17 protein-coding genes are annotated in these 21,459 nt (G+C 43.1%); 9 read left to right on the top strand and 8 right to left on the bottom strand.

Translation table 11 applies throughout. The annotated features are described in order from the left end of the window. Positions 1-5: 5 nt before the first annotated feature. Together ACOOEY_RS13495 and ACOOEY_RS13490 are read right to left on the bottom strand one after the other, a co-directional pair. Positions 6-476 carry an Lrp/AsnC family transcriptional regulator gene (locus tag ACOOEY_RS13495; protein ID WP_420385247.1) on the bottom strand — a complete coding sequence of 157 codons (471 nt, stop codon included), beginning with the start codon at positions 474-476 and terminating at the stop codon, positions 6-8. Between the two features lie 93 nt (positions 477-569). Beyond that, complete coding sequence (locus tag ACOOEY_RS13490; RefSeq protein ID WP_420385246.1) at positions 570-1,769, bottom strand: tetratricopeptide repeat protein; 1,200 nt, start codon at positions 1,767-1,769, stop codon at positions 570-572. Between the two features lie 109 nt (positions 1,770-1,878). Here ACOOEY_RS13490 and ACOOEY_RS13485 point away from each other — a divergent pair, with 109 nt between their 5' ends. Both ACOOEY_RS13485 and ACOOEY_RS13480 read left to right on the top strand, forming a co-directional pair. Further along, entirely contained in the window at positions 1,879-2,520 is a 642-nt protein-coding gene (locus ACOOEY_RS13485; protein WP_420385245.1) for a hypothetical protein, read from the top strand. Positions 2,521-2,615: 95 nt separating this feature from the next. Next, positions 2,616-5,603: a DUF2723 domain-containing protein gene (locus ACOOEY_RS13480; protein WP_420385244.1), complete on the top strand. Its 2,988-nt coding sequence runs from the start codon at positions 2,616-2,618 to the stop codon at positions 5,601-5,603. Between the two features lie 111 nt (positions 5,604-5,714). Here ACOOEY_RS13480 and ACOOEY_RS13475 read toward each other — a convergent pair whose 3' ends face one another. Both ACOOEY_RS13475 and ACOOEY_RS13470 read right to left on the bottom strand, forming a co-directional pair. Beyond that, positions 5,715-6,020: a hypothetical protein gene (locus ACOOEY_RS13475; protein ID WP_420385243.1), complete on the bottom strand. Its 306-nt coding sequence runs from the start codon at positions 6,018-6,020 to the stop codon at positions 5,715-5,717. A 38-nt stretch (positions 6,021-6,058) separates the two neighbouring features. Next, the gene (locus tag ACOOEY_RS13470; protein ID WP_420385242.1) at positions 6,059-6,268 is read right to left on the bottom strand and encodes a hypothetical protein; all 210 of its coding nucleotides are present in this window, start codon (positions 6,266-6,268) and stop codon (positions 6,059-6,061) included. Between the two features lie 155 nt (positions 6,269-6,423). Between ACOOEY_RS13470 and ACOOEY_RS13465 the strand changes: the two genes are divergently transcribed. Continuing rightward, entirely contained in the window at positions 6,424-6,858 is a 435-nt protein-coding gene (locus tag ACOOEY_RS13465) for a hypothetical protein (RefSeq protein WP_420385241.1), read from the top strand. A gap of 7 nt (positions 6,859-6,865) precedes the next feature. On the opposite strand, the gene ACOOEY_RS13460 is transcribed toward ACOOEY_RS13465, so the two are convergent. After that, positions 6,866-7,639: a class I SAM-dependent methyltransferase gene (locus ACOOEY_RS13460; RefSeq protein ID WP_420385240.1), complete on the bottom strand. Its 774-nt coding sequence runs from the start codon at positions 7,637-7,639 to the stop codon at positions 6,866-6,868. 96 nt (positions 7,640-7,735) lie between these two features. Between ACOOEY_RS13460 and ACOOEY_RS13455 the strand changes: the two genes are divergently transcribed. Both ACOOEY_RS13455 and rlmB read left to right on the top strand, forming a co-directional pair. Then, a complete protein-coding gene (locus tag ACOOEY_RS13455) occupies positions 7,736-8,947 on the top strand; it encodes a GWxTD domain-containing protein (protein ID WP_420385239.1) in 1,212 nt (403 codons plus the stop codon). After that, entirely contained in the window at positions 8,944-9,687 is a 744-nt protein-coding gene (gene rlmB / locus ACOOEY_RS13450) for a 23S rRNA (guanosine(2251)-2'-O)-methyltransferase RlmB (RefSeq protein ID WP_420385238.1), read from the top strand. Before ACOOEY_RS13455 ends, rlmB begins: the two co-directional genes overlap by 4 nt. A 95-nt stretch (positions 9,688-9,782) precedes the next feature. On the opposite strand, the gene ACOOEY_RS13445 is transcribed toward rlmB, so the two are convergent. Then, the gene (locus ACOOEY_RS13445; RefSeq protein ID WP_420385237.1) at positions 9,783-10,853 is read right to left on the bottom strand and encodes a mannose-1-phosphate guanylyltransferase; all 1,071 of its coding nucleotides are present in this window, start codon (positions 10,851-10,853) and stop codon (positions 9,783-9,785) included. A gap of 2 nt (positions 10,854-10,855) precedes the next feature. Beyond that, entirely contained in the window at positions 10,856-11,827 is a 972-nt protein-coding gene (locus ACOOEY_RS13440; RefSeq protein ID WP_420385236.1) for a KpsF/GutQ family sugar-phosphate isomerase, read from the bottom strand. A gap of 73 nt (positions 11,828-11,900) precedes the next feature. On the opposite strand from ACOOEY_RS13440, the gene recQ reads away from it, so the two are divergent. From recQ to ACOOEY_RS13420, 4 genes are all read left to right on the top strand, one after another. Further along, positions 11,901-14,099 (top strand): DNA helicase RecQ, encoded by a 2,199-nt coding sequence (gene recQ / locus ACOOEY_RS13435; RefSeq protein WP_420385235.1) that lies wholly within the window; start codon positions 11,901-11,903, stop codon positions 14,097-14,099. Between the two features lie 112 nt (positions 14,100-14,211). Then, complete coding sequence (gene purD, locus ACOOEY_RS13430; protein ID WP_420385234.1) at positions 14,212-15,504, top strand: phosphoribosylamine--glycine ligase; 1,293 nt, start codon at positions 14,212-14,214, stop codon at positions 15,502-15,504. Between the two features lie 26 nt (positions 15,505-15,530). Beyond that, positions 15,531-16,805: a PSP1 domain-containing protein gene (locus ACOOEY_RS13425; protein WP_420385233.1), complete on the top strand. Its 1,275-nt coding sequence runs from the start codon at positions 15,531-15,533 to the stop codon at positions 16,803-16,805. Continuing rightward, the gene (locus ACOOEY_RS13420; RefSeq protein WP_420385232.1) at positions 16,789-17,256 is read left to right on the top strand and encodes a gliding motility lipoprotein GldH; all 468 of its coding nucleotides are present in this window, start codon (positions 16,789-16,791) and stop codon (positions 17,254-17,256) included. The genes ACOOEY_RS13425 and ACOOEY_RS13420 overlap by 17 nt, the downstream gene beginning before the upstream one ends. A gap of 128 nt (positions 17,257-17,384) precedes the next feature. Here the strand turns inward: ACOOEY_RS13420 and ACOOEY_RS13415 are convergent, their stop codons facing one another. Continuing rightward, positions 17,385-21,386: an AAA domain-containing protein gene (locus ACOOEY_RS13415; RefSeq protein ID WP_420385231.1), complete on the bottom strand. Its 4,002-nt coding sequence runs from the start codon at positions 21,384-21,386 to the stop codon at positions 17,385-17,387. Positions 21,387-21,459: the final 73 nt, after the last annotated feature.

Genomic DNA, 21,459 nt, shown 5'->3' with positions numbered 1-21,459 from the left:
ACAATCTATTCAGGGATTGGCATCACTTTGCTATCCTTAAATGTAGAGAGGATGACCATAGACTGCAAGTTGTCTACCACAGAAATATCACTTACTTTTTCAAGCATCAATTGCTGATATGAGGCAATGTCTTTCGCTATGATTTTCAGCACAAAGTCGCCTGAGCCAGTCACGTGATGACACTCAATGACTTCATCAATTTTGTTAATGGCATCGAGGAAGATCTCAATATTGTGTTTGTTGTGACCTTTCAGTGTGGCATACACAAAAGTGCTCACTCCCATACCAATCTTATCGGTATCTAATTTGGCGTGGTAACTCTTAATGATACCTGAATTTTCCAATTTCTTAACCCTTTCCAGAGTTGGGGCAGGTGAGAGCCCGATTTCTTTAGAAAGCTGCGCATTCGTGATTTTCGCATTCGACTGTAAGATGTCGAGGATCTTTCTATCAATCTTATCTAGTTTGAGATTCACAGTATAAAAGTTAGTGACAAAATATAATTCGGTACAAATGTATAAATATCGAAGAATATTTTAGAAAAGAAAACAAAGAAACCTTCAGCAGAATTATGTCCGTTTTCGAATCACCTTCTTCAGCTCCCTGGCCTTTTCATTGAGACTATCTCTCCTACGGGTATTATCGCGAATAATGTCGATGCGATCAAGGGCCTGATCATACAATCCTTCCTCCACTTCATACTCAGCTAAGTACATCTGAGAATAGAGATAATAGCCTGAATCTTCTTCATCAATCAGGCTTTCCGTATAATCAATTACCTGACGGAAATATTTCCTGGCTTCTTCCTGATTACCTCTCAGCTTACTCATATGACCGAGGTAGAAACTGGCGTATCGGCCACTGACCTCTTCATAGCCGGTCTCTCCTGCTTCAATCCTTTTCAAAATTTCGGCTGACTGCTTAGCCGCAGCATCATACTGACCTGTGGTGTAGAGCATTCGCGCGTAGAATCGATGGAAGTATGGGTTATCGGGATATTTCTTGTGCATATCTTCTCCCAGCCTTAGTGCATCGTAGGTTTCATCCCTCTCGAAAGCCTTAATCCTCATCAGGAAATAAATGGCTTCGATTCTGGTGTAAAAGGCATTTTTGGAAACTTCATCGAGCTGCTTCAGGCCCAGCTCCTTGTCTCCTTTGGGAAAGAAGAAAAGTACCGGCCTTAACATGGGGTAATTCTCTCGAATCCAAATAGAGTAATAGTTGAAAAGTGCATCTCCAAACAGTACTTCAGGACTAAAGCTTTCATTGCCCTGAGTGATTTCGAGATATTTCAGGGCATTCTTTCCTGCCCCAGCTGCCCTCATCCAGTTTTTCTTTTCTGAGTGATACCTTCCTTCGAAGCCATAAGCACCGGCCAAAAAGAAAGCGGCCTCAATATTATCTTCATCCCGATCGTACATAGCTTCTGCCTTCATAATGGTAGAATCCATATAGGCCAAAAACTCTTCGCCTAATGGAGACTCCTTATCAAGATTAGGCATCATTTGCCACCAGGTACTAATGCCGTATAGAAAGTATCCTAGGGGATGTTCGGGGTAGTTGTATTTAATCCAGTTGAATTCAACTTCTGCTTCCCGAAATTTGAAGTTGTACATATTGTCTACTGCATCGGTGATCTGCAACTGCAAAGCCATGTTGAGCAGCAAGTAATTTGTTGAATCGCCCGGGGTCTGAGCAGCCACAGCTTTGGGTGCTTTAAAGGCAAGCACTCCGAATATCAACAGACCTATGTAAATTAATTTCTTCATTATCAGTATTCAGGCAAAATTACAGCCGCTTAATCCAATAGCCATGCACTGACACAAATTTCTTACAGGCTTCGTCCTTAAATCGTACTTTTACCCTAAATAGTTTCGAATGCCAAGAGAATATAGTCCACTGGAACTGAAAGTTAGAGAGTTAACCAGCTTCAACAAGTTTTTCTTTTTTGTTGCGCTATGCCTCATCTACTTCCTGCTGGTCTATGTACAACAGACTGCCATAGTTAACGAAATCGCGGCATTTAAATTTCTGGAAGGTCCGCAAGCTTTGATATTCAGAATCATTGCCGGATTTAAAATGTTGAGCATTCCGGTTGTCTACGGACTCAAATTTACCATTGTAGGTTTTATCTTATGGGTGGGCTGTTTTATGTGGGGCTATAATGTCTCTTACAAAAAGTGCTGGAGCATTGCCATGATAGCCGAGGTAGTCTTTTTTGTACCTACACTCATCAAAATTTTCTGGTTCCTGTTTATAGAAACTGACCCGACTTACTGGGACTATACTGCATTCTACCCACTTTCTTATATGAACTTCTTCGATCACAATGAGGTACGGGACCAATTCTGGTATGCCAATCAACAGCTGAATGTATTCGAAATTATTTATTGGGTAGTACTCAGTTATGGTGTTGACTTTGCCGCCCGTAAGAAAAAATCAGTAGCCAATGCCATAGTCGCCACTTCTTACGTTCCACTCTTTCTACTGTGGCTTTGGTTCTACATTAGCGTTTATTAATAATTGAAGGCAAATTTCAATTTGACCCCGATTAATAATTTTTAACCTGAGCCCTATCATATTTTTACTATTTTCACGCCTTAAATAGGTTTTAAATGACAGATTTCAAGAAGATTAATAATCTCACAGGCTGGGCAGTTTTTGTGATATCAATGATTGCCTATGTGCTTACCGTTGAAAGGACCGCCAGCTTCTGGGATTGTGGGGAGTTTATTGCCATAGCCTACAAATTAGAGGTATCTCACCCTCCTGGTGCTCCACTGTTTATGTTAATTGGTCGATTATTCTCCTTTCTGTCATTTGGAGACGTCACCAAAGTAGCCTACTGGGTGAATATGGCCAGTGTCATGGCTTCAGCATTCACCATTCTCTTTCTCTACTGGTCTATCGTTCTTCTGGGTAGAAAAATACTGAAGGCGAAGCTGGGAGAAGAAACCTCTTTGCAAACCCTATTACTAACCGGTGCTGGTGCAGTTGGTGCACTGGCATTTGCTTTTACCGACTCTTTCTGGTTCTCAGCAGTTGAAGGCGAGGTTTATGCCATGTCTTCCTTCTTTACCGCAGTAGTATTCTGGGCCATCCTCAAATGGGAATTGGTAGAAGATGAGAGCAGGGCTAACAAATGGCTTCTGTTCATTGCCTATATGATTGGTCTTTCGACCGGTGTGCACCTTCAGGTATTAGTAACCTTACCCGCTCTGGGCCTCATCTATTACTTCAAGAAATTCAAAGAGCCCACCTGGTTGGGAGGTATTGCAGCCCTGGGCTTCAGTCTATTCCTGGTACTCTTTATCAACTCATTCATTATTCCCGGTCTGCCAAGTATTGCCGGTAAGTTTGAAATCACCTTTGTGAATACTTTTGGGTTACCATTCGGTTCAGGCGCTTTGTTTCTGACTTTACTGGTGATTGCAGCCATTATCTGGGGACTCCGATTCACTGTAAAACGTGATATGGTGAATCTTAATACCCTCATTCTTTCCATGGCTTTTGTACTAATAGGTTACACCTGTTATGCACTGATCCTAATCAGATCAAGAGCTGATCCACCGATTGACCAGAATAACCCTGAGGATGTAATGACCTTTGTATCCTACCTTAAGCGTGAACAGTATGGAAGCCGTCCTTTGGTGTATGGTCAATACTTTAATGCTCCGGTGAAGGACTATATCGAAGGTGCTCCTGTTTATTACAAAGCCGAAGATTCTTACAAGGTAGCCGACCACAAGTTGGACTATGAATACGATTCACGCTACACCACCTTCCTGCCAAGGATGTGGAGCTCAGCTCCGGGTCATGCGGAAAAATACATGCAGGTCACTGGAGTTCGTCCGAATGAGATTCCAAGTTTTGGAGACAACATTCGCTTCATGTTCTCACATCAAATTGGACATATGTACCTCAGGTATTTCCTTTTCAATTTCTCAGGACGTGAAAGTGACATTCAGGATGCAGACTGGTTAAGCCCGGTCTCTAGCAATAAAGGAGTACCCGATGTAATCCTGAATAACAAGGGAAGGAATCAGTACTATATGATTCCGTTGATCCTCGGGCTGATTGGTTTCTTCTTCCAATTCAACCGGGACCCTAAAGGCTTTAGTGCAACGCTGATGTTGTTTATTCTTACCGGTGTGGCACTGGTAATTTATCTGAATTCCCCGCCAGTTGAACCAAGGGAGCGGGATTATATCTATGCCGGTTCTTACTATGCCTTTGCCATTTGGATTGGTCTGTCAATGATTGCCATTGGTAGCGCCCTAGCCAAACGAGGCAAATCACTGGTCATAGGAACCCTGGCACTTGGGTCTTTAGCACCTATCATTCTGGTTGCCGAAAACTGGGACGATCATGACCGCTCCAACAGATATTTCTCTGTAGACTCTGCCAGAAACTTCCTGGCCTCATGTGCTCCGAATGCCATACTCTTTACCGGTGGTGATAATGACACTTTCCCGCTTTGGTATATTCAGGAGGTTGAAGGATTCCGTACAGATGTGCGCGTGGTCGTGTTGAGTTATTATGCCACTGACTGGTATATCTCTCAGACTGCCACCAAGATGAACGACTCCGAAGCATTTCCTTACTCATTGACTATCGACAATTACAGACAGGGCACTAATGATTTTCTTTATGTACTCGAACAGCCTCAATTCGAAGGTCAGTCAATTGATCTTGAGGACTACATTGACGTAGTAAAAAGAGATGTTCCGCAATTCAAGAGGTCATCTGGTGCGGGAGATGAATTTATGATCATTCCAGCCGAATCACTTAACATGCCTGTAGATACAGCAAGCATACTTGCGAAGGGCTTGGTGCCAGATCACCTGAAGCCCTATCTGACTGATCGTATGTTCTTCGAGTTCAAGAGAAACTCTCAGGGCGAGGTAATGTCCAGAACCGTAGACAAGGGTCAAATGATGTTGTTCGACCTGATTGTGCAGAACAATTGGGAGAGACCTATTTACTTCAACTATACTTCTGTAAACAGCTTAAACTGGAATGCAGACCCTTACCTGGTTCAGGAGGGTATGGCCTACAGACTGTTACCTATCAGAAAACCTCAGGGAATGCGCGAAATGGTGAATACCGATGTCATGTATGATAACCTGATGAACAAGATGCAATTCAGAGGTCTCGATGATCCATCAGCCAACCTCAATGAAGATTACAGAGGTTTTGTTCAAAACCATAGATCAGCAGTAAGCTCCTTAGCAGAAGCACTGATTATGCAAGGTGACACCATTAGGGCCAAGGAGGTCCTTGACTTCGGAATGGAGAAAATGCCTGTTGAGGCTGTTCCATACGATGTGTCGATGGTAGGTTTTGTTGAAGGATATTTCGGTATTGGTGAGATTGACAAAGCAACAGAGATGGCCATGGAAATGGCTGAGCAGTTCAATGATGAGCTCACCTACCAGCAGAATAAGATGCGCTATGATATTAACTTCCGAAATAAGTCAAGAGGACTTAGATATATTCAAATCTTACTGGAAGAGCGGGGCAAAACAGAAGAAGCCAACCGTGTTGGTGAAATGTTGACCGAACAACAGGTTAGGATGAATATTGACAGAAGTGATTTCTAAGAATTCAAATCACCACAAAAAAAGAGAAGGCCTTTCCAATCGGATTGGCCTTCCCATAACACACACACAATAATGTCCAGTTTAATTGAGTCTGATGGAATCCCGCATTAGCTATTCAGTAAATACATGGGTCTTCCAGTAAATGGCAGCATAGCATTGTGTATGCAACAGTCGGTCATAGTTATTTCTCTGAAAAAGTAGAGCAGCTGCATAGGTAGGGCTACTCACTCTCTTATCTCGCATTAATTGCTGAATCAGATTCCAGGCCCTTTCCATTTGTATACCCGCCTTCACATCACCTAAATCAGAGATCAGGCGATCATAACAGTCTTTCATCAAATGAAAAGTAATCCTAGATTCGAAAGTAGACCTGGAAACAAGTGAGTCTCCCTGGGACTGTCCATTAAGCTTTTCCACCGGAAAAATTTTAATGTTCCTTTAAGGTCTATAAGACCTTACCTCTTCTTAAGCCCCAATGACTCCAAACCAGATTGAAATACAAGTCTTGCATACTCAGATGAAGACTTAGGTTGAAGTCCATCGTTTACCAGAGCCTTGTTTTCTTCTTTCATCAGGTGCTCCAGTAATTCGCGTTGTTCCTGATATAGCCTGATCACCAAAGGTTTACCAAGCTTGGCTTTGTTTTCGTCTTTATTGTTTTCCATACCTGATTCTAATAGCACAAGTCTATCCTCATTTCAGAATGAATAGTTTTCCAAGCCAATTTTGTATCATTGTATTCGTGTATTCACACTACAAATATATAGATATTAATCTATAAAATAAACAATTTATTAGTTTTTATTCTAAATAAATTTCAATGTCCTCTATTGTTCAGAGACTCAGTGATTTTATAAAGCATAAAGGGATTTCTGTCAGAAAGTTTGAAATCGCTGTGGGGATGTCGAATGGTGCCATGGGAAAGGCCATTAAAAACGACTCTGACCTTTACATGAAGTACCTGGACAAAATCTTTGTTCAATACCCGGATATCAACCCCTACTGGTTGCTCAAGGGAGAAGGCGAAATGTTAGTGGGTGAAAACTATGTGAATGAACCCCTGGCCAACTACTACAGTCCTGCAGAACTTAAGCAAAGACTTCTCGAAATTCTGACCAGCCCCAGCAAAACGGAAGAAGAACAAATATTGAAACAAGAAGTCCTTCGCTTACAACAGTCGATAGAAGAAATAAGAGAACTCCATGAGAAAAAATTGATGGAAGTACTCAACAATATTGCCGGCAAACAGGATTAAGTCCAATCTACTTTTCCAGAATAAGGAACAAATCAAGTCCTTCCTCTCCTGTTTCGGTTAATACATAATCATCATGTACAATCTCAGCTACCAATCCTGAATTGGCTGTGTTGAGCTTATTTCTATTCACCCGGTTCAGAATATCATAGGGAATCCTCAGTAAAGAGGCAGGTAACCTGTATTGCAGATTGAAAATATCGAAGCGGGTAATCTTCTCAACTGACTTCTTATTCTGCTCATAGTAGGCCATTACCTTTTCATTCCCTCCCACTCCTTTCATCGTCACTTTAGAGAAGTATTTGGAAGCTAGTTGCGTGAGCTCACCAGCTGTATACTCGCGCACATGCCAGGGATTCCGGGTCAGTGTCATTTTAATATTAGGAGTGGTAAGCACTGCAACACCGCCAGGTTTAAGCACACGGTGTATTTCCTTCAGAAAACCAGCATCATCTTTCACATGCTCAATCACCTGAAAACTGACTATTGAGTCAAAGCTGTTGTCCTTGAGCTTACTAAATGGTGGAAAAACTGCCTGTTCAAAAGAGACATCAGGGTATTTCTGTCTTAGCCGATCGATCACTTCCTGAATCTTATCGAGGGCCAGGTAACTATCTGCCAACGGGCTTAGCAGCTCCACCCCACGGCCTTCGCCACAGCCTAACTCCAGTAAATCTCCCTTCACATAGGGTTTAGCCAAATAATACGCCTGCAACAAACGCTGATGTATTGGGTTATCTGAAGGAATAGTATCTGATGCAATTTCTGTGGTGTACGTAGCCATATTGAAAATTTGGCCAAAATTAGGGGATTCTGCCGAATTCACTCAAATTTGTTCCCCGGAAGCTCATTTCTCTTAAATTTGACGGAAAGGCTGGTTATGAAATATCTACTCTCGCTCAGTTTATTATTAACCTCTACCCTACTCAGTGCTCAACAACGCATGAGTTCGGCAGAACTGAGCTATTTATATGATCAGGAGCATGAATTTCTAACCAGGTATAAAGTAGCTGCACTGGGCAACCATTATAAGGTATATTTCAATTTTATGCTCAATAATGGCAACGTGAGGATTTCAGACTATCAGTTGAGCTATGATATCAGAAACAGCTACATCGATGAAAAGCCCGTTTCTGGCAGTGTCAAAATTGATACTACACAGGTGGTCGATGTAGCCTTCCGGCAATTCACCTATGAACTGGAATTCTTCAAGGAAGAAAATGATAAACTGATGGTTATAGACATTTATAATGTCGTAAGAGACGAACATTTCTACCTTGATGTCCCTCTTGTAGAAGGCAATATCAAGCCCACCCCCTTTCTGATTTTCGAAAAAGACAAAGACATACCATTCTTCTCCAAATACATTAACAGAAACTATCAGGTAAGACTGATGAGTCCATTTGATGAGTCGCTGAATTACGAGATTTCAGGTGTTGAAAATAATCGCGGCATTGCTCCTCCACCTTTTGATGAGGTGAACAGGAATGAACCGAGTCTGACTGCACTTGATACCCTCTATGGTACTACCGAAGGAGAAGTTTTTGAATTCTACAATGAAGGCTTCTATACCATTAATGCTTCGGACTATCCTGACCTGAGCTACAAAGTGCTGGTAGCCGATGAGTACTATCCGTACTTTGGGGAATATCCGGAATTAATCCAGCCTCTTATCTATGTAAGCACCAACGATGAGTACAAAGACATGAGGGAATCTGACGATGTCCGCTCCGCATTCGAAGAATTTGTCAACAACACCATCTCCGCCAACGAACGCATTTCAAAAGACTTTATTAAATACTACTTCAGGCGCATCAGAAAATCAGCAAGACTATTCACAGAAGATCGTGAAGGCTGGAAAACCGATAGGGGTATGGTATACCAGGTTTTTGGAAATCCTATCCAGGTTTTCCGCAACGAAAAAACCGAGCTATGGGTCTTCCCTTCAGAAGAAGGAGGCCGTATCAGGTTCATCTTCGATATAGTTTATGAAGATGGTATCACCCGTTATAAACTGATCCGTGGTAAGCGCTACAGAGAAAGCTGGATGTTGGCTGTCTCTCAATGGAGAACCGGAAGAATAATTGAATGAATTCAAATAAACCAACTGACTTCATCTATGGCACAAGAGCCGTCATAGAGGCCATAGAAGCCGGCAAAGAAGTCGATAAGATCCTGCTTCAGAAAGACATTAAAAATGAGCTGATTCTGGAACTCCAGAGTATGGCCAGGGCACATTCCATTCCGGTACAGAAAGTACCTCTGGAAAAGCTTAATAAGGTTACCCGAAAGAACCATCAGGGAGTTGTGGCCTATTTGTCTTCTGTGGTTTATGCTTCGCTGGACAATGTAATTACCGAGGCATACAACAAAGGAGAAAATCCTCTGCTCATTATCCTCGACAGAATAACCGATGTGCGCAATATTGGGGCAATTGCCAGAACAGCAGAATGTGCCGGAGCGCATGCCATTATAGTTCCGAGTAGAAATACTGCTCAGCTGGGTGCCGATGCTATGAAAACTTCGGCAGGTGCATTAAATCACATTGCGGTTTGTCGGGTTGAAAACCTCAAAACCACCATCCAGGAAATTCAATCGAATGGTATCCAGGTATTGGCCTGTTCTGAAAAGGCAGATGATCTGGTTTATCAGGCAGACTTCTCAGGACCTATTGCCATTATGATGGGCTCTGAAGAGGATGGAATTTCACCTGAATACCTGAAATTGTCAGATGCTCATGTGAAACTGCCGATTCATGGACAAATTGAGTCACTCAACGTATCTGTTGCTACCGGAGTCATTATCTATGAAGCTTTAAGACAAAGAGGCTGACCTGGTAGATATACAACCTCTATCCCGGCCATAAAGGATGAGTGAATCAACTTAAACTATTCGTGCGACTAAGTCCACTTTAGGGAATTCAGAGGTCAGCTGAACTGAGCTCCCTTTTCCTTTGCATCGTTGAGAAACTCTCTGAATTTCTTCTCAGCATCCTTCTTACAGATGAGAATCACATTATCTGACTGAGTCACCAGATAACCATCCAGATCCTGAGCTACGATCAGTGTTTCTTTTGGTCCTTTGACATAGCAGTTAGAAGAGTCATACAAGAGAGCATTACCATCGACCACATTGCCATGAGCATCCTTATCCTTGATTTCATGCAGTGAATCCCAGCTACCCAGATCGGACCAGTCAAACTCACCTTTTACCATGTAGACATCTTCCGCCTTTTCCATCACACCATAGTCAATAGAAATACTCTTACACTGGGTGTAAGCCTCATCTATAAAGTCCTGCTCAGCATTCGTGTAGTACTTGTCTTGCCCTTCTTCAAAGATGACTGCAATATCCTTCAGGTATTTGTTGAAGGCGTTGGTAATGGTTTCGATAGACCAGATGAATATACCTGCATTCCACACAAAGTCACCGCTTTCGACAAATTTCTGTGCCAGCTCAAGCTCAGGCTTTTCGGTGAAGGTCTTTACCCGCTTCACCTTTTCCTGAGGGCTTGAATGGTACTGAATGTAGCCATAGCCTGTTTCAGGTCTGCTTGGTACAATACCCAATGTGATCAGCTTCTCACTGCCACGAGCGGCATTAATGGCCGTACTGAGGTTCTCCTCAAAAATATTCTCTTTGAAGACTACATGGTCTGAAGGTGCTACAATCATTACTCCTTCAGGGTCCTTCTGCTTGATTTTAAAAGCCGGATAGGCTACCGCTGCTGCAGTGTTTCTGCCAATTGGCTCCAACAAAATCTGATCATCGCTAAGATCGGGAAGTTGCTCCTTCACCAGGTCGTAGTAACTCTTATTGGTAATTACGTAGATATTATCGCTTGGGCAGATATTCAAAAACCGATCATAAGTCATTTGGATTAATGACCTGCCGGTACCTAATACATCTAAAAACTGCTTGGGTTTATTCGCACGGCTATAAGGCCAGAATCTGCTTCCGATTCCGCCAGCCATGATTACTACATAGTTCTGTGCCATTTTTATACTATTCCTTCGTTGAGAAGATCACTGATGTGCAGAAAGCCAGCTACTTGTTTTTGCTGATCAACAACAATCAATTGATTGATGTCGTGTTGACGCATTTTGTTGAGTGCCCTGATGGCATACTCACCCTTGTTAATAGTTTTAGGATTGCTGGTCATTACCTCACCAATCTTAATCGATGAGAAATCATCATGCTTTTCCAGCATTCTGCGGAGGTCGCCATCGGTAAAAATGCCAACCAGTTCGTTTTGGGTATTCACCACTGCGGCTGCACCTAAACGCTTCTTTGAAATTACTAAAATACTGTCTTTTACCAAGTCAGTTTCCTGAACAATGGGTAATTCATTCTTCGGATAGATATCATCTACTCTCAAATACAACTGTTTTCCAAGTGACCCACCCGGGTGATATTTGGCAAAATCTTCTGAGGTAAATCCTCTCGCCCACAACAGACTTACAGCCAGAGCATCGCCCACAGCCATGTGAACTGTGGTGCTTGTGGTTGGCGCCAGGTTATTAGGATCAGCCTCCTCTCCAATGATCGCCCTAATGACAAAATCGGCATGCCTGGCCACATAGCAATCAGGGTTACTGACCATTCCTATAATTCTGGCCCCGGTTCTTTTGAGCAGAGGCAGCAATACTTTAATCTCTTCGGTGTTACCACTTTTCGATATACACATCACCAAATCCTCTTCTCTGATCATCCCTAAATCGCCATGAATGGCATCGGCAGCATGCATGAAAATGGCTGGTGTTCCGGTCGAATTCAGCGTTGCAACTATCTTATTGGCGATAATTGCACTTTTGCCGACACCGGTTATCACAAGCCTGCCCTTCATGCTCAGAATTTCATTAACTATCAGCTCGAATTCTTCGTCTATATAGTCAATCACGTTTTTAATGGCATCCGCCTCTTTGAGCAGAGTTTCTTTGGCTATTGTTTGAATATTTTTGCTTAAATTCAATTGAAACGCAGGTTACATTTGTGCGACAAATATAAGTAATGGTCTCATTCCAAATGGGTTTAGACAGATTAATATGGTAAGTGTAGACGTCTTAAGGTCAAAGCTCAAAGAAGTATTCGGCTTCGATCAATTCAGGGGAAATCAGGAAAAAATCATTCTGAACATATTAGCTGGCAAAAACACTTTTGTCATTATGCCTACGGGTGCAGGGAAATCCATGTGCTACCAAATGCCTGCGATTGTGCAGGAAGGTACTGCCATAGTGATCTCTCCGCTCATCGCTCTGATGAAAAACCAGGTAGACCAGATGAACGCAGTTGGGGTAAGTGCCAGATTCCTCAATTCAACCCTATCCAAATCTGAAGTCAACAAAATCAAAAAAGCAACTTTGGCAGGTGAGCTTAAACTGCTCTATATAGCACCTGAATCACTGACCAAAGAAGAAAATGTAGACTTTCTCAGACAGGCGAAAGTATCATTTGCAGCCATCGATGAAGCCCACTGTATCTCAGAATGGGGTCATGACTTTAGACCTGAATACAGAAGAATTAAGTCTATTATCAATCAACTGGGAGATATTCCTATCATAGCCCTGACTGCAACGGCCACTCCAAAAGTTCAGCTGGACATTCAGCGCAACTTACAGATGGAGGGTGCAGACTTATTCAAATCATCCTTTAACCGCGAAAACCTTTATTATGAGGTAAGGCCTAAGAAGGGAATCAAGAAACAACTGATCAAATTCATCAGGGAAAACCAGGGCAAATCAGGTATCATCTATTGTCTCAGCCGAAAAAAGGTAGAAGAAATAGCCCAGTTCCTGCAGGTCAATGGCTTTAAGGCCGCACCATATCATGCCGGATTCGACCCCTCTGTTCGAATGAAAAACCAGGATGACTTCCTCAATGAAGAGGTTGATGTTATCGTAGCTACTATTGCCTTCGGTATGGGAATTGACAAGCCTGATGTGCGTTTCGTTATCCATTACGATGTACCTAAATCGCTGGAGGGCTATTATCAGGAAACAGGAAGAGCGGGCCGCGATGGCCTCGAAGGTCAGTGTGTCATGTTCTACAGCTACAATGATATTCTGAAGCTCGAGAAATTCAACAAAGACAAGCCTGTCACTGAGAAAGAAAACGCCAAGATTCTATTGGAAGAAATGTCTTCTTATGCAGAATCGGCCGTCTGTCGAAGGAAGCAACTCCTCCATTACTTTGGAGAAGAATATGACGACACTGCCTGTAAGGAATCAGGCATGTGCGACAACTGCAAATACGAAAGAGAGAAATTCGATGGCCAGGAATATGTAAAGACCACAGTCGAGGCCGTTCAACAAACCGAAGAAAGATTCGGCATGGGACACCTGGTTAGTGTCATCAGAGGTTCGGCCAACCAGTATGTCAAAAGCTATGGCCACGACAAACTACCTGTTTATGGAACCGGTAAGTCTGAAGATGATGCTTTATGGAAATCCGTGATTCGTCAGACCTTGCTGAATGAATTTGTTGAAAAAGACATTGAGAACATCGGTACGCTCAAGTTGACCGATAAGGGCAGGAACTTCCTGAAAAACCCTCATTATGTAGAATTCACTAAAGACCTAGACTTTAGTGATGTAGACGATACTGAAGAAGAGAATAATGAAACTCCTGCCTCACCAAATCTGGGCAATTCATTCGATAAGACACTTTTCGACCTACTGAAAGCTGAGCGAAAGAAAATCGCCAAAGAGAGAAACCTCCCTCCATATGTCATTATTCAGGACCCTTCTCTTCAGGAGATGGCCACCACCTACCCTACTACCGATGAGGCACTGGCCAATGTAAATGGCATCGGGATGGGGAAAGTCCAAAAGTTTGGACAGTCATTTCTTCGACTGATCAAGCAGTATGTCAAAGACAATGAGATTGATATTGAAGATGTGGTGGTGATCAAATCTTCAGGGAACAAGTCGAAAAACAAAATCTATATCATCCAGCAGGTGGATAGAAAAATTGACCTTGAAGAAGTGGCAGAACAAAAAGGCTGGTCAATGGCAGAGCTCATTGACGAAATGGAAATTATCTGCTTTGCCGGAACCAGACTGAACCTGGACTACTACCTCGAACACATCGTTGATGAGGACTTACAGGATGAAATAATGGACTACTTCCTTGATGCTGACTCCGATAATATCCAGGATGCCATGGACGAATTCGATGGAGAAGACATTACCGAGGATGATATGCGCCTGATGCGTATCAAATTCCTGTCAGAACATGCTAACTAATCCAAGCACCTGTTTCTGACCTTTCGAATTTTTCATCATTTAAGCCAAGTTGATTTCTTAGCTTCGGGACGGATTAATTACCTTTGACATCTTTAATAAAAAAGCTTTATCCATGAGAATTCTTGTTTTGGGAAGTGGCGGCAGAGAACACGCCTTCAGCTGGAAAATTGCGCAAAGCCCCAGATGTGAAGCCCTGTTTATTGCCCCCGGCAATGCAGGTACTGCAGCAGTCGGCACCAATGTTAATCTGGCTGTCAATGATTTTGAGGGAATAGGCAGCTTCGTAAAGCAGGAGAATATTGACCTGGTAGTTGTGGGGCCGGAAGATCCATTGGTCAATGGCATTTCCAATTACTTTAAGGCTGACCCCCAACTGGCGGAAATCGGACTGGTAGGCCCTTCCAAAGAAGGTGCTCAGTTAGAGGGCAGCAAAGACTTCTCTAAACAGTTCATGGAGAGACATCAGGTGCCCACTGCACGTTCACGCACCTTTACCAAAGCTACCCTTGAAGAAGGTTTGAACTATGTATCAAGCCATCCGCTTCCTGTTGTATTAAAGGCCGATGGACTGGCTGCCGGTAAAGGGGTAATCATTGCCGAATCTCATGAACAGGCTAGAGAAACGTTGAAAGAAATGTTGGTCGATGCCAAATTCGGAGAAGCTTCCAGCAGAGTAGTTATTGAACAATATCTCGATGGAATCGAGCTTTCTGTCTTTGTATTAACCGATGGAGAAAACTATAAAATCTTACCTGAAGCCAAAGATTACAAACGGATTGGTGAAGGTGATACCGGACTGAATACGGGGGGTATGGGAGCTGTAACACCAGTGCCTTTTGCAAATGCCAGCTTTCTTCAAAAGGTGGAAGACAGGGTAGTCAAACCAACAGTGAATGGACTAAAATCGGAAGGTATAGACTACAAAGGGTTCATTTTCATTGGGTTGATGAATGTAAACGGTGACCCTTATGTCATTGAGTACAACGTGCGTATGGGTGACCCGGAAACACAGGTAGTGTTACCTAAAATCAAATCTGATCTCCTCGATCTACTCCTGGCCACTACCGATGGCACCCTGGGACAAACCGAATATACCACTCACGATGAAGCCTTCACCACTGTTGTGATGGTGTCTGGTGGATATCCTGGTAGCTACCCTAAAGGCTATGCCATTAGGGGCATTGATGAGGTGAATGAAGCGACTGTCTTCCATGCAGGTACCAAAAGCGGAGATGACAAGGCAGTGCTTACCAGTGGCGGACGTGTGCTCGCTGTAACCGGAAAAGGTGATTCAGTAGAAAAAGCACTGGAAAATGCTTATAATGGTGTCAGCAAAATTTCCTGGCAAGATGAATATCATAGAAGAGATATTGGTCAGGATATATTGAAATTAATCAATCAGTAAGTAATAAGGCCTTTTGGCGATATTATATGAGTTGTAGCAGTTGTGGAACAGGTGTCGAAGGAAAAACAGCAGGTTGTAATAACAATGGTGGCTGCGCTACCGGAGGCTGCAATAAACTCAATGTTTTCGACTGGTTGTCTGATATGGATCAACCCTCTCACGAGAAGTTCAACATTGTTGAAGTCAGGTTCAAAAACGGTCGCAAAGAATTCTTCAAGAACGAAAATCACCTCGAACTGGTCACTGGCGAAGCCGTCATTGTCGATGTTCCCGGTGGACATCACCTGGGGCATGTTTCCATGCAAGGTGAATTAGTTCGTCTTCAAATGAAGAAGAAGAACATAGAAGACAATGAAGAAGTCCGCCAGATCTATCGCAAGGCTACACTGAAAGACCTGGAGAAATTCGATCAGGTAAGAAACCGCGAAATGCCGGCTTTATATCGCACCAGAAACATCATTCTGGAGCAAAAGCTGAATATGAAACTTACCGACATTGAGTTTCAGGCAGACAATACCAAAGCCACTTTCTACTACTCAGCTGACGATCGTGTTGACTTCAGAGAACTCATTAAAGTACTGGCTGCTGAGTTTAAAATCAGGGTAGAAATGAGGCAAATCAGTCTCAGACAAGAAGCCAGCCGCCTGGGCGGAATTGGTTCTTGTGGACGGGAACTGTGCTGCTCTACATGGCTCACTGATTTCAAGAGTGTCTCTACCTCGGCAGCGCGATACCAAAACCTCAGCCTCAATCCAAGCAAGCTGTCCGGCCAATGTGGTCGCCTGAAATGCTGCCTCAATTATGAGCTGGATACCTACATGGAAGCTTTGGAAGATATTCCGGAAGTCACCAAAATTAAAACCAGCAATGGTGAAGCCAGGCTTCAGAAAACTGACATCTTCCGCAAGATCATGTGGTTCAACTATGGTGAAGAAAACACCTGGCACCCTATTTCCACACAAAGGGTAAAAGAGATTATCGAGCTCAACAAGAAGGGTGAGGTACCTGATACCCTAACTGAAGATCGTCTCAATATTGAACCGGCTGAAAACAGTATCAATAGCGATCTGGAGCGAATGGATGAGCGCTTCAAAAAGAAAGACGCTAAAAAGAGAAATAATAAACGAAAAGGAAAGGGTAACCCACGCAAGAAGGGACCTAACCCACAAGGGCAAAAGCACCCTCAACAACCCAAGGCACAAGCCAAAGGTGAAAACCAGGGGCACGGGAAACCTCAACAGAAAAGGAAGAAGAGAAACTTCAGAAAGAAGAATAAACCCAACAATGACCAAAAATCTTAAGTACCTTTTCTTCAGCTTCTTTCTGCTGATCTGGTCTTGCGACTCAAGCCGAGTATTTGAAGATGATTCCAGCTTTGGATCTAAAACATGGCATATGGATGTAATGCCTGAGTTCGTCTTTCAAATTAATGACACGGACCCCAAAGACATTATCTTTAAACTAAGAAACGACCTTAACTACCCCAACCAGAACCTCTACATTACTTACTTTCTTGTCAATCAAAATGGTGAAGAGTTAGCTACAGAGTTAGTAAACATTCCATTATTCGATGAGATTACGGGTAAGCCCCTGGGCAAAGGCAATAGTATCTACCAATCGTCAACTACTATCCTGGAAAACTACTCTTTTCCTCAACCTGGTGAATACACTTTTAAAGTTGCGCAGTATATGCGTAGTGAGTCGCTGGCCGGTGTTCATTCTATTGGACTAAGAATAGAAGAGGCTAATTAAAGGGCCTTCTTCATAATCATTTCGCTACTATGAAGCCGTTGCAACGCAACCTCATGTCTAAAATGATCATCTGAAATCAGTACTTGGTAGCTCCGTAGAAGCGGTATGAACCTCTTGTATGATTAGACCTACCCCTCAACCAACTCTATGAATCTGCTGATTTTATCCTTCACATTGACACCATTCTGCCAGTAATCGCGTGAATGCATCATTCGAAAGGGCCATGATTTGTCATTGAGCAAAGCAGGACGGTAAACAAAGGTTTCCTTTACAGAAGCGCTATTGTAGAATGAACTGTCATCCGTGAAAATCAGTCCGAGATACTTATTTCTTCGAGTCAGGGCAATGTCTGCATAAACCGAGTCTGTTTGCATTTTCACAGGTAAGTCTCCTTCAAAAGCTGACAGCTTCTTCTTGAGATACCATTCCGGCTCGAAAGCCTTATCTGACACAGTGGTCAAGCTGAAATCTTTATCCGATACTGCCTTGGCGTACTTGAGGTATGCCTTCAGTAATTTGGGACCCTCATTCTTCGTATCTTCCACTTTCAGTTGTGAAGGTAAGATTGAGGTTACAATTACTACTTTCTGTCGGGCCCTGGTAATGGCCACATTGAGCCTATTCTCTCCCCCTGCCTGATTCAGGCTTCCAAACTGAACATGAAATTTACCCCTGGCATCTGGTGCATAAGCCGTACTGAATATGATGACGTCTCTTTCATCGCCCTGCACATTCTCAATATTCTTCACAAAGAGGCTGGCCTCATTCATTAAGCCTTCTTCTTCAAGTAAGTCAATGATGAGTCCCTGCTGAACGGCATTAAAAGTAACTACACCCAAGCTGTAGGAAGTTTTCTTTCTTAGATAAGCTTTCACCACCTCTGCTACTTCACGCGCTTCTACCAGATTGCTTTGCTTCTCCCACTCTCCTTTTACCTTGATGTACTCTATGGCAGGTTCATTTCCATTGGCTACCTCAAAGTGCGGTAGCATATTCAATTTATTATCATAGAAATGCTCATTGGAAAACTGAATCAGCTCATTGGATTGACTTCGATAATGTCCTCTCAGGTGCACCTGCATCAGAAAATTTCTACTTAACTCAAGTAAAGACTCTACCTCTAAAGCCATGTCTTCACTTTCATCTTCCCACCTTACCCTATATAAATCATTGGGTTTAAGCTGCTGATCGTCTCCGGCAATCACCACTTGCTTACCTCTGTAAATTGCCGGTATTCCCTTCTCAGCAAAGCATTGGCTGGCCTCATCAAAAATGACCAGATCGAAAACCGGCTCCATGGGAAAAATAGCGGAAACTGACTCTGGAGAAGCCAACCAGCAAGGCACCAGGTTGAACAACTCCTGATAAAAATGATTGATCACCCTCCTGATTGGCCATATTCTTCGCTTCTTGGTTACCTGATGCAAGAGGTCGCGATAGGTCACCATATTATTGAGCCTGTTGAACTCAATCCCTTCATAGGTTCTCTCTCTCGCCTTTTGAAGCAAAATCTGGTTACTGGCTTCTGCTTTCAATTCTACGGCCTGCTGAAGCTCCGCAATCATCTTATCGAACTTAAGGGTGGAAACAGCTCTTAAAACGGGGCTTTTACTTTCAAGGTGATCGATCCAGGCGAGACGTAAGCTATTGTCGAACACTTCCAGGAGTTCCTTCTTTGAATCAAGTTGCAAATCGGTAAGTCGATCTACTATGGCCAATTCGTTGGTGGTGAAAGAATCTCTCAGTTTATCCAGCTCACAAAGTGTTTCGAAGTCTCGTTTAACTGTTCTTCTCAGAGCCTTAAGAAAATCTTCATCCGCGAGCATTCTGTCAATCTGTGGAGGCTCAATGTATTTATTCCATCGCTTACGTTTACCCGGCAGGGATTCCAGAGCCTCTCTCAACTCCTTGATCTTAGACCTGAATTCCTTAGCACTAAGCTTATTGAGTTTGAAGTATTCATTGAAGTTGGCAAAGGAGTTAAAGCGGAGCTTGCCATTCACGGCCATTTCGAGTTGATCGATCCAATGGTTAATCTCTTCCTGCGAAAGTGTCTTGGGCACAGAATCAATCCAGCCAACACTGCGGAGTTTAGTGAGTTGGTGTTGCAGGTTGAGTCGGTTATCAATCCGCTCAGTCAGGACCTGGAGAGCAGCCTTATCATCGCGAAGGCCGTTGGCTACCAGAATTCTGGCCAGCCGCAGTTTCTCCTTGGAAAACCTCCATTTGAATGACTTCCAGGCAGAGGTTTTAGCGTCAGATCTTTGTTTCAAAATCTGCTGAACCTCCCCAATTTCTTTGGGCGAAATAGATTGCTCTACTCCATTCCCTTCAAAACACTTGTTGAGCAGGTTTCGGGTATTCTTCAACCAAAGCAACTCCGTCTGTGCATTGGGGAATGCGGTCATCGGACGAAAGAGCTTATAGATTTCTTCATTCTTCAGGTAGGCATTGATCTCCCTCAACCTTTCCAGGCTTTCACTGATAGTTCGACAGGCATCATAATCAACCCCCTCACCTATGATTTTTGAAACCTCTTTAGTAATGGCACTGGCTTCTTTTGGAATTTCATCAAGGCAGGCCAGAATTTCCTGCAAATCGCTGGCCTTAAAACCGGCAAAACTAACCCTGTCAGACCAGGGATGACCAGCAACATCTAACTCGTTCGCATAATCGAAATATAGGTCAAGCTTTCGGTTGAACTTCTCCAGTTGATTAAAGTGAAAGTCTGCATATTCCTGCACCATGCTGATATGCGCGGCTTCAGGGTTGCTGGTCAGGTAAAGTTCTTTGGCCGACAATCCACATTCCGAATTATCAAACAAAGCAGCTTTGTACTCTTCAAAATGTTCGACATGTTCTTCAATGGTCAAACTGGACTGCCTGAATTGCCTGTCTAACTGAAGGGCATCGAGGTTGTTATTACTGCGTTTGTAATCCTGCAAGCGCTCTATTTGACGAGCTATTTTATCATAGATTTCCTTCCTGTCTGCTTTGAAATCGTGAACCAGCGCAGCAAATTCATGGATTTCATTATGCTTCAGTCTATTGTAGACAACATCTAGTGCAGCTCGTTTCTGACTGACCACCAAAACCTTCTTCCCTCTGGCGATAAAGTCTGCTACCAGATTACAAATTAGTTGTGATTTGCCGGTACCGGGAGGGCCTTGAACCACTATTGAGTTCCCCTTCTTTACAGCTTTCAGTGCATTCTCCTGATGAGCATCGAGCGGATAAGGGGTAAATGTCTCGTCTTCCTTCACCGAATGAAGAAAGAAGCTTTGAGGGTCAAAATTGGCATTGGCAGGTGCCTGACTACCCATTACCTTCTCTTCAAAAAATGCATCGAGAGAATCGTACTGCTCTCTGTCCAAAAGAAAGTCGTAGTCTGGTACCAGATACGAGTCAGCCTGAGGGAAAATACCCAGAACTGCCTGCATTTTCAGGCTCAGCTCTCCTACATCATAGTTCTGTTCCAGCTGGTCTTTAACCATATTAGGAAATGATTCCAGCTGTTCGGCATAAAACTCTCTGCTAAAGGGAATGTCGATACTGCTTTCTGAGATCCGCTCATAGAGCTGATTCTTAAAAGTAGTTGCGTGTTTATCGTAGTCATCGAATGTATGTTCTACCAGATCTTCTTCCAGTTGAATTTCATTGTAATGACTGAAAGCCAGCAGCAGACTCTTGTTGAAACTGATGTTTACCTCTTTTTTCAGGCAGAGTGTCCAGTGTTCCTTTTCCAGTTGTAGCTCAACAGGAAAAAAACAGAGTGGTGCTCTGAAAAAAGTGCCGTCATTGAATTTACCTTCTACGAAGGGCCAGCCCACATACATATCTCTGGCACCGGACTCTTCAAATAGGAATCGCTCCCTTCTGTTGAGTTTCCTTAATCGAGAGGCAATTTTATTCGATAACTCATCTCTGGCATCGGATTGAGGCACCAATTTCACCTGGCTCTTTTTTGTAATCAACTGCTCCATGATTTGCCAGGATGGAGCACCGGTTACATGGTCCAGATCATGCAGATCAATAAACTGCTCCACATTCAACTTCAGTAAAAGCAATGACCTGTTGTTACCTGAAAGGTTGGTGAGTCGCTTGAGGTATGACTGGAGTATGTCCTTCATTGGTGCTGTTACAGACTTATCCGAAAATAGGGAAAAGTTATTAGTGTATCAGTGATCAGTTAATCGGAAAACA

Origin of the sequence: Roseivirga sp., from assembly GCF_965216855.1 — a bacterium.
GTDB lineage: Bacteria > Bacteroidota > Bacteroidia > Cytophagales > Cyclobacteriaceae > Roseivirga.
Note: the sequence above shows the minus strand (reverse complement) of the source record. Positions and strands in the feature narration are given on the sequence as shown.

Excerpts from the sequence above, each read along its gene's own strand:
- ACOOEY_RS13465 (WP_420385241.1), top strand. The coding sequence starts at position 6,424 with ATGTCCTCTATTGTTCAGAGACTCAGTGATTTTATAAAGCATAAAGGG.
- ACOOEY_RS13415 (WP_420385231.1), bottom strand. The coding sequence starts at position 21,386 with ATGAAGGACATACTCCAGTCATACCTCAAGCGACTCACCAACCTTTCA.
- ACOOEY_RS13425 (WP_420385233.1), top strand. The coding sequence starts at position 15,531 with ATGAGTTGTAGCAGTTGTGGAACAGGTGTCGAAGGAAAAACAGCAGGT.
- ACOOEY_RS13455 (WP_420385239.1), top strand. The coding sequence starts at position 7,736 with ATGAAATATCTACTCTCGCTCAGTTTATTATTAACCTCTACCCTACTC.
- purD (WP_420385234.1), top strand. The coding sequence starts at position 14,212 with ATGAGAATTCTTGTTTTGGGAAGTGGCGGCAGAGAACACGCCTTCAGC.
- ACOOEY_RS13445 (WP_420385237.1), bottom strand. The coding sequence starts at position 10,853 with ATGGCACAGAACTATGTAGTAATCATGGCTGGCGGAATCGGAAGCAGA.
- ACOOEY_RS13420 (WP_420385232.1), top strand. The coding sequence starts at position 16,789 with ATGACCAAAAATCTTAAGTACCTTTTCTTCAGCTTCTTTCTGCTGATC.
- rlmB (WP_420385238.1), top strand. The coding sequence starts at position 8,944 with ATGAATTCAAATAAACCAACTGACTTCATCTATGGCACAAGAGCCGTC.
- recQ (WP_420385235.1), top strand. The coding sequence starts at position 11,901 with ATGGTAAGTGTAGACGTCTTAAGGTCAAAGCTCAAAGAAGTATTCGGC.
- ACOOEY_RS13480 (WP_420385244.1), top strand. The coding sequence starts at position 2,616 with ATGACAGATTTCAAGAAGATTAATAATCTCACAGGCTGGGCAGTTTTT.
- ACOOEY_RS13470 (WP_420385242.1), bottom strand. The coding sequence starts at position 6,268 with ATGGAAAACAATAAAGACGAAAACAAAGCCAAGCTTGGTAAACCTTTG.
- ACOOEY_RS13460 (WP_420385240.1), bottom strand. The coding sequence starts at position 7,639 with ATGGCTACGTACACCACAGAAATTGCATCAGATACTATTCCTTCAGAT.
- ACOOEY_RS13490 (WP_420385246.1), bottom strand. The coding sequence starts at position 1,769 with ATGAAGAAATTAATTTACATAGGTCTGTTGATATTCGGAGTGCTTGCC.
- ACOOEY_RS13485 (WP_420385245.1), top strand. The coding sequence starts at position 1,879 with ATGCCAAGAGAATATAGTCCACTGGAACTGAAAGTTAGAGAGTTAACC.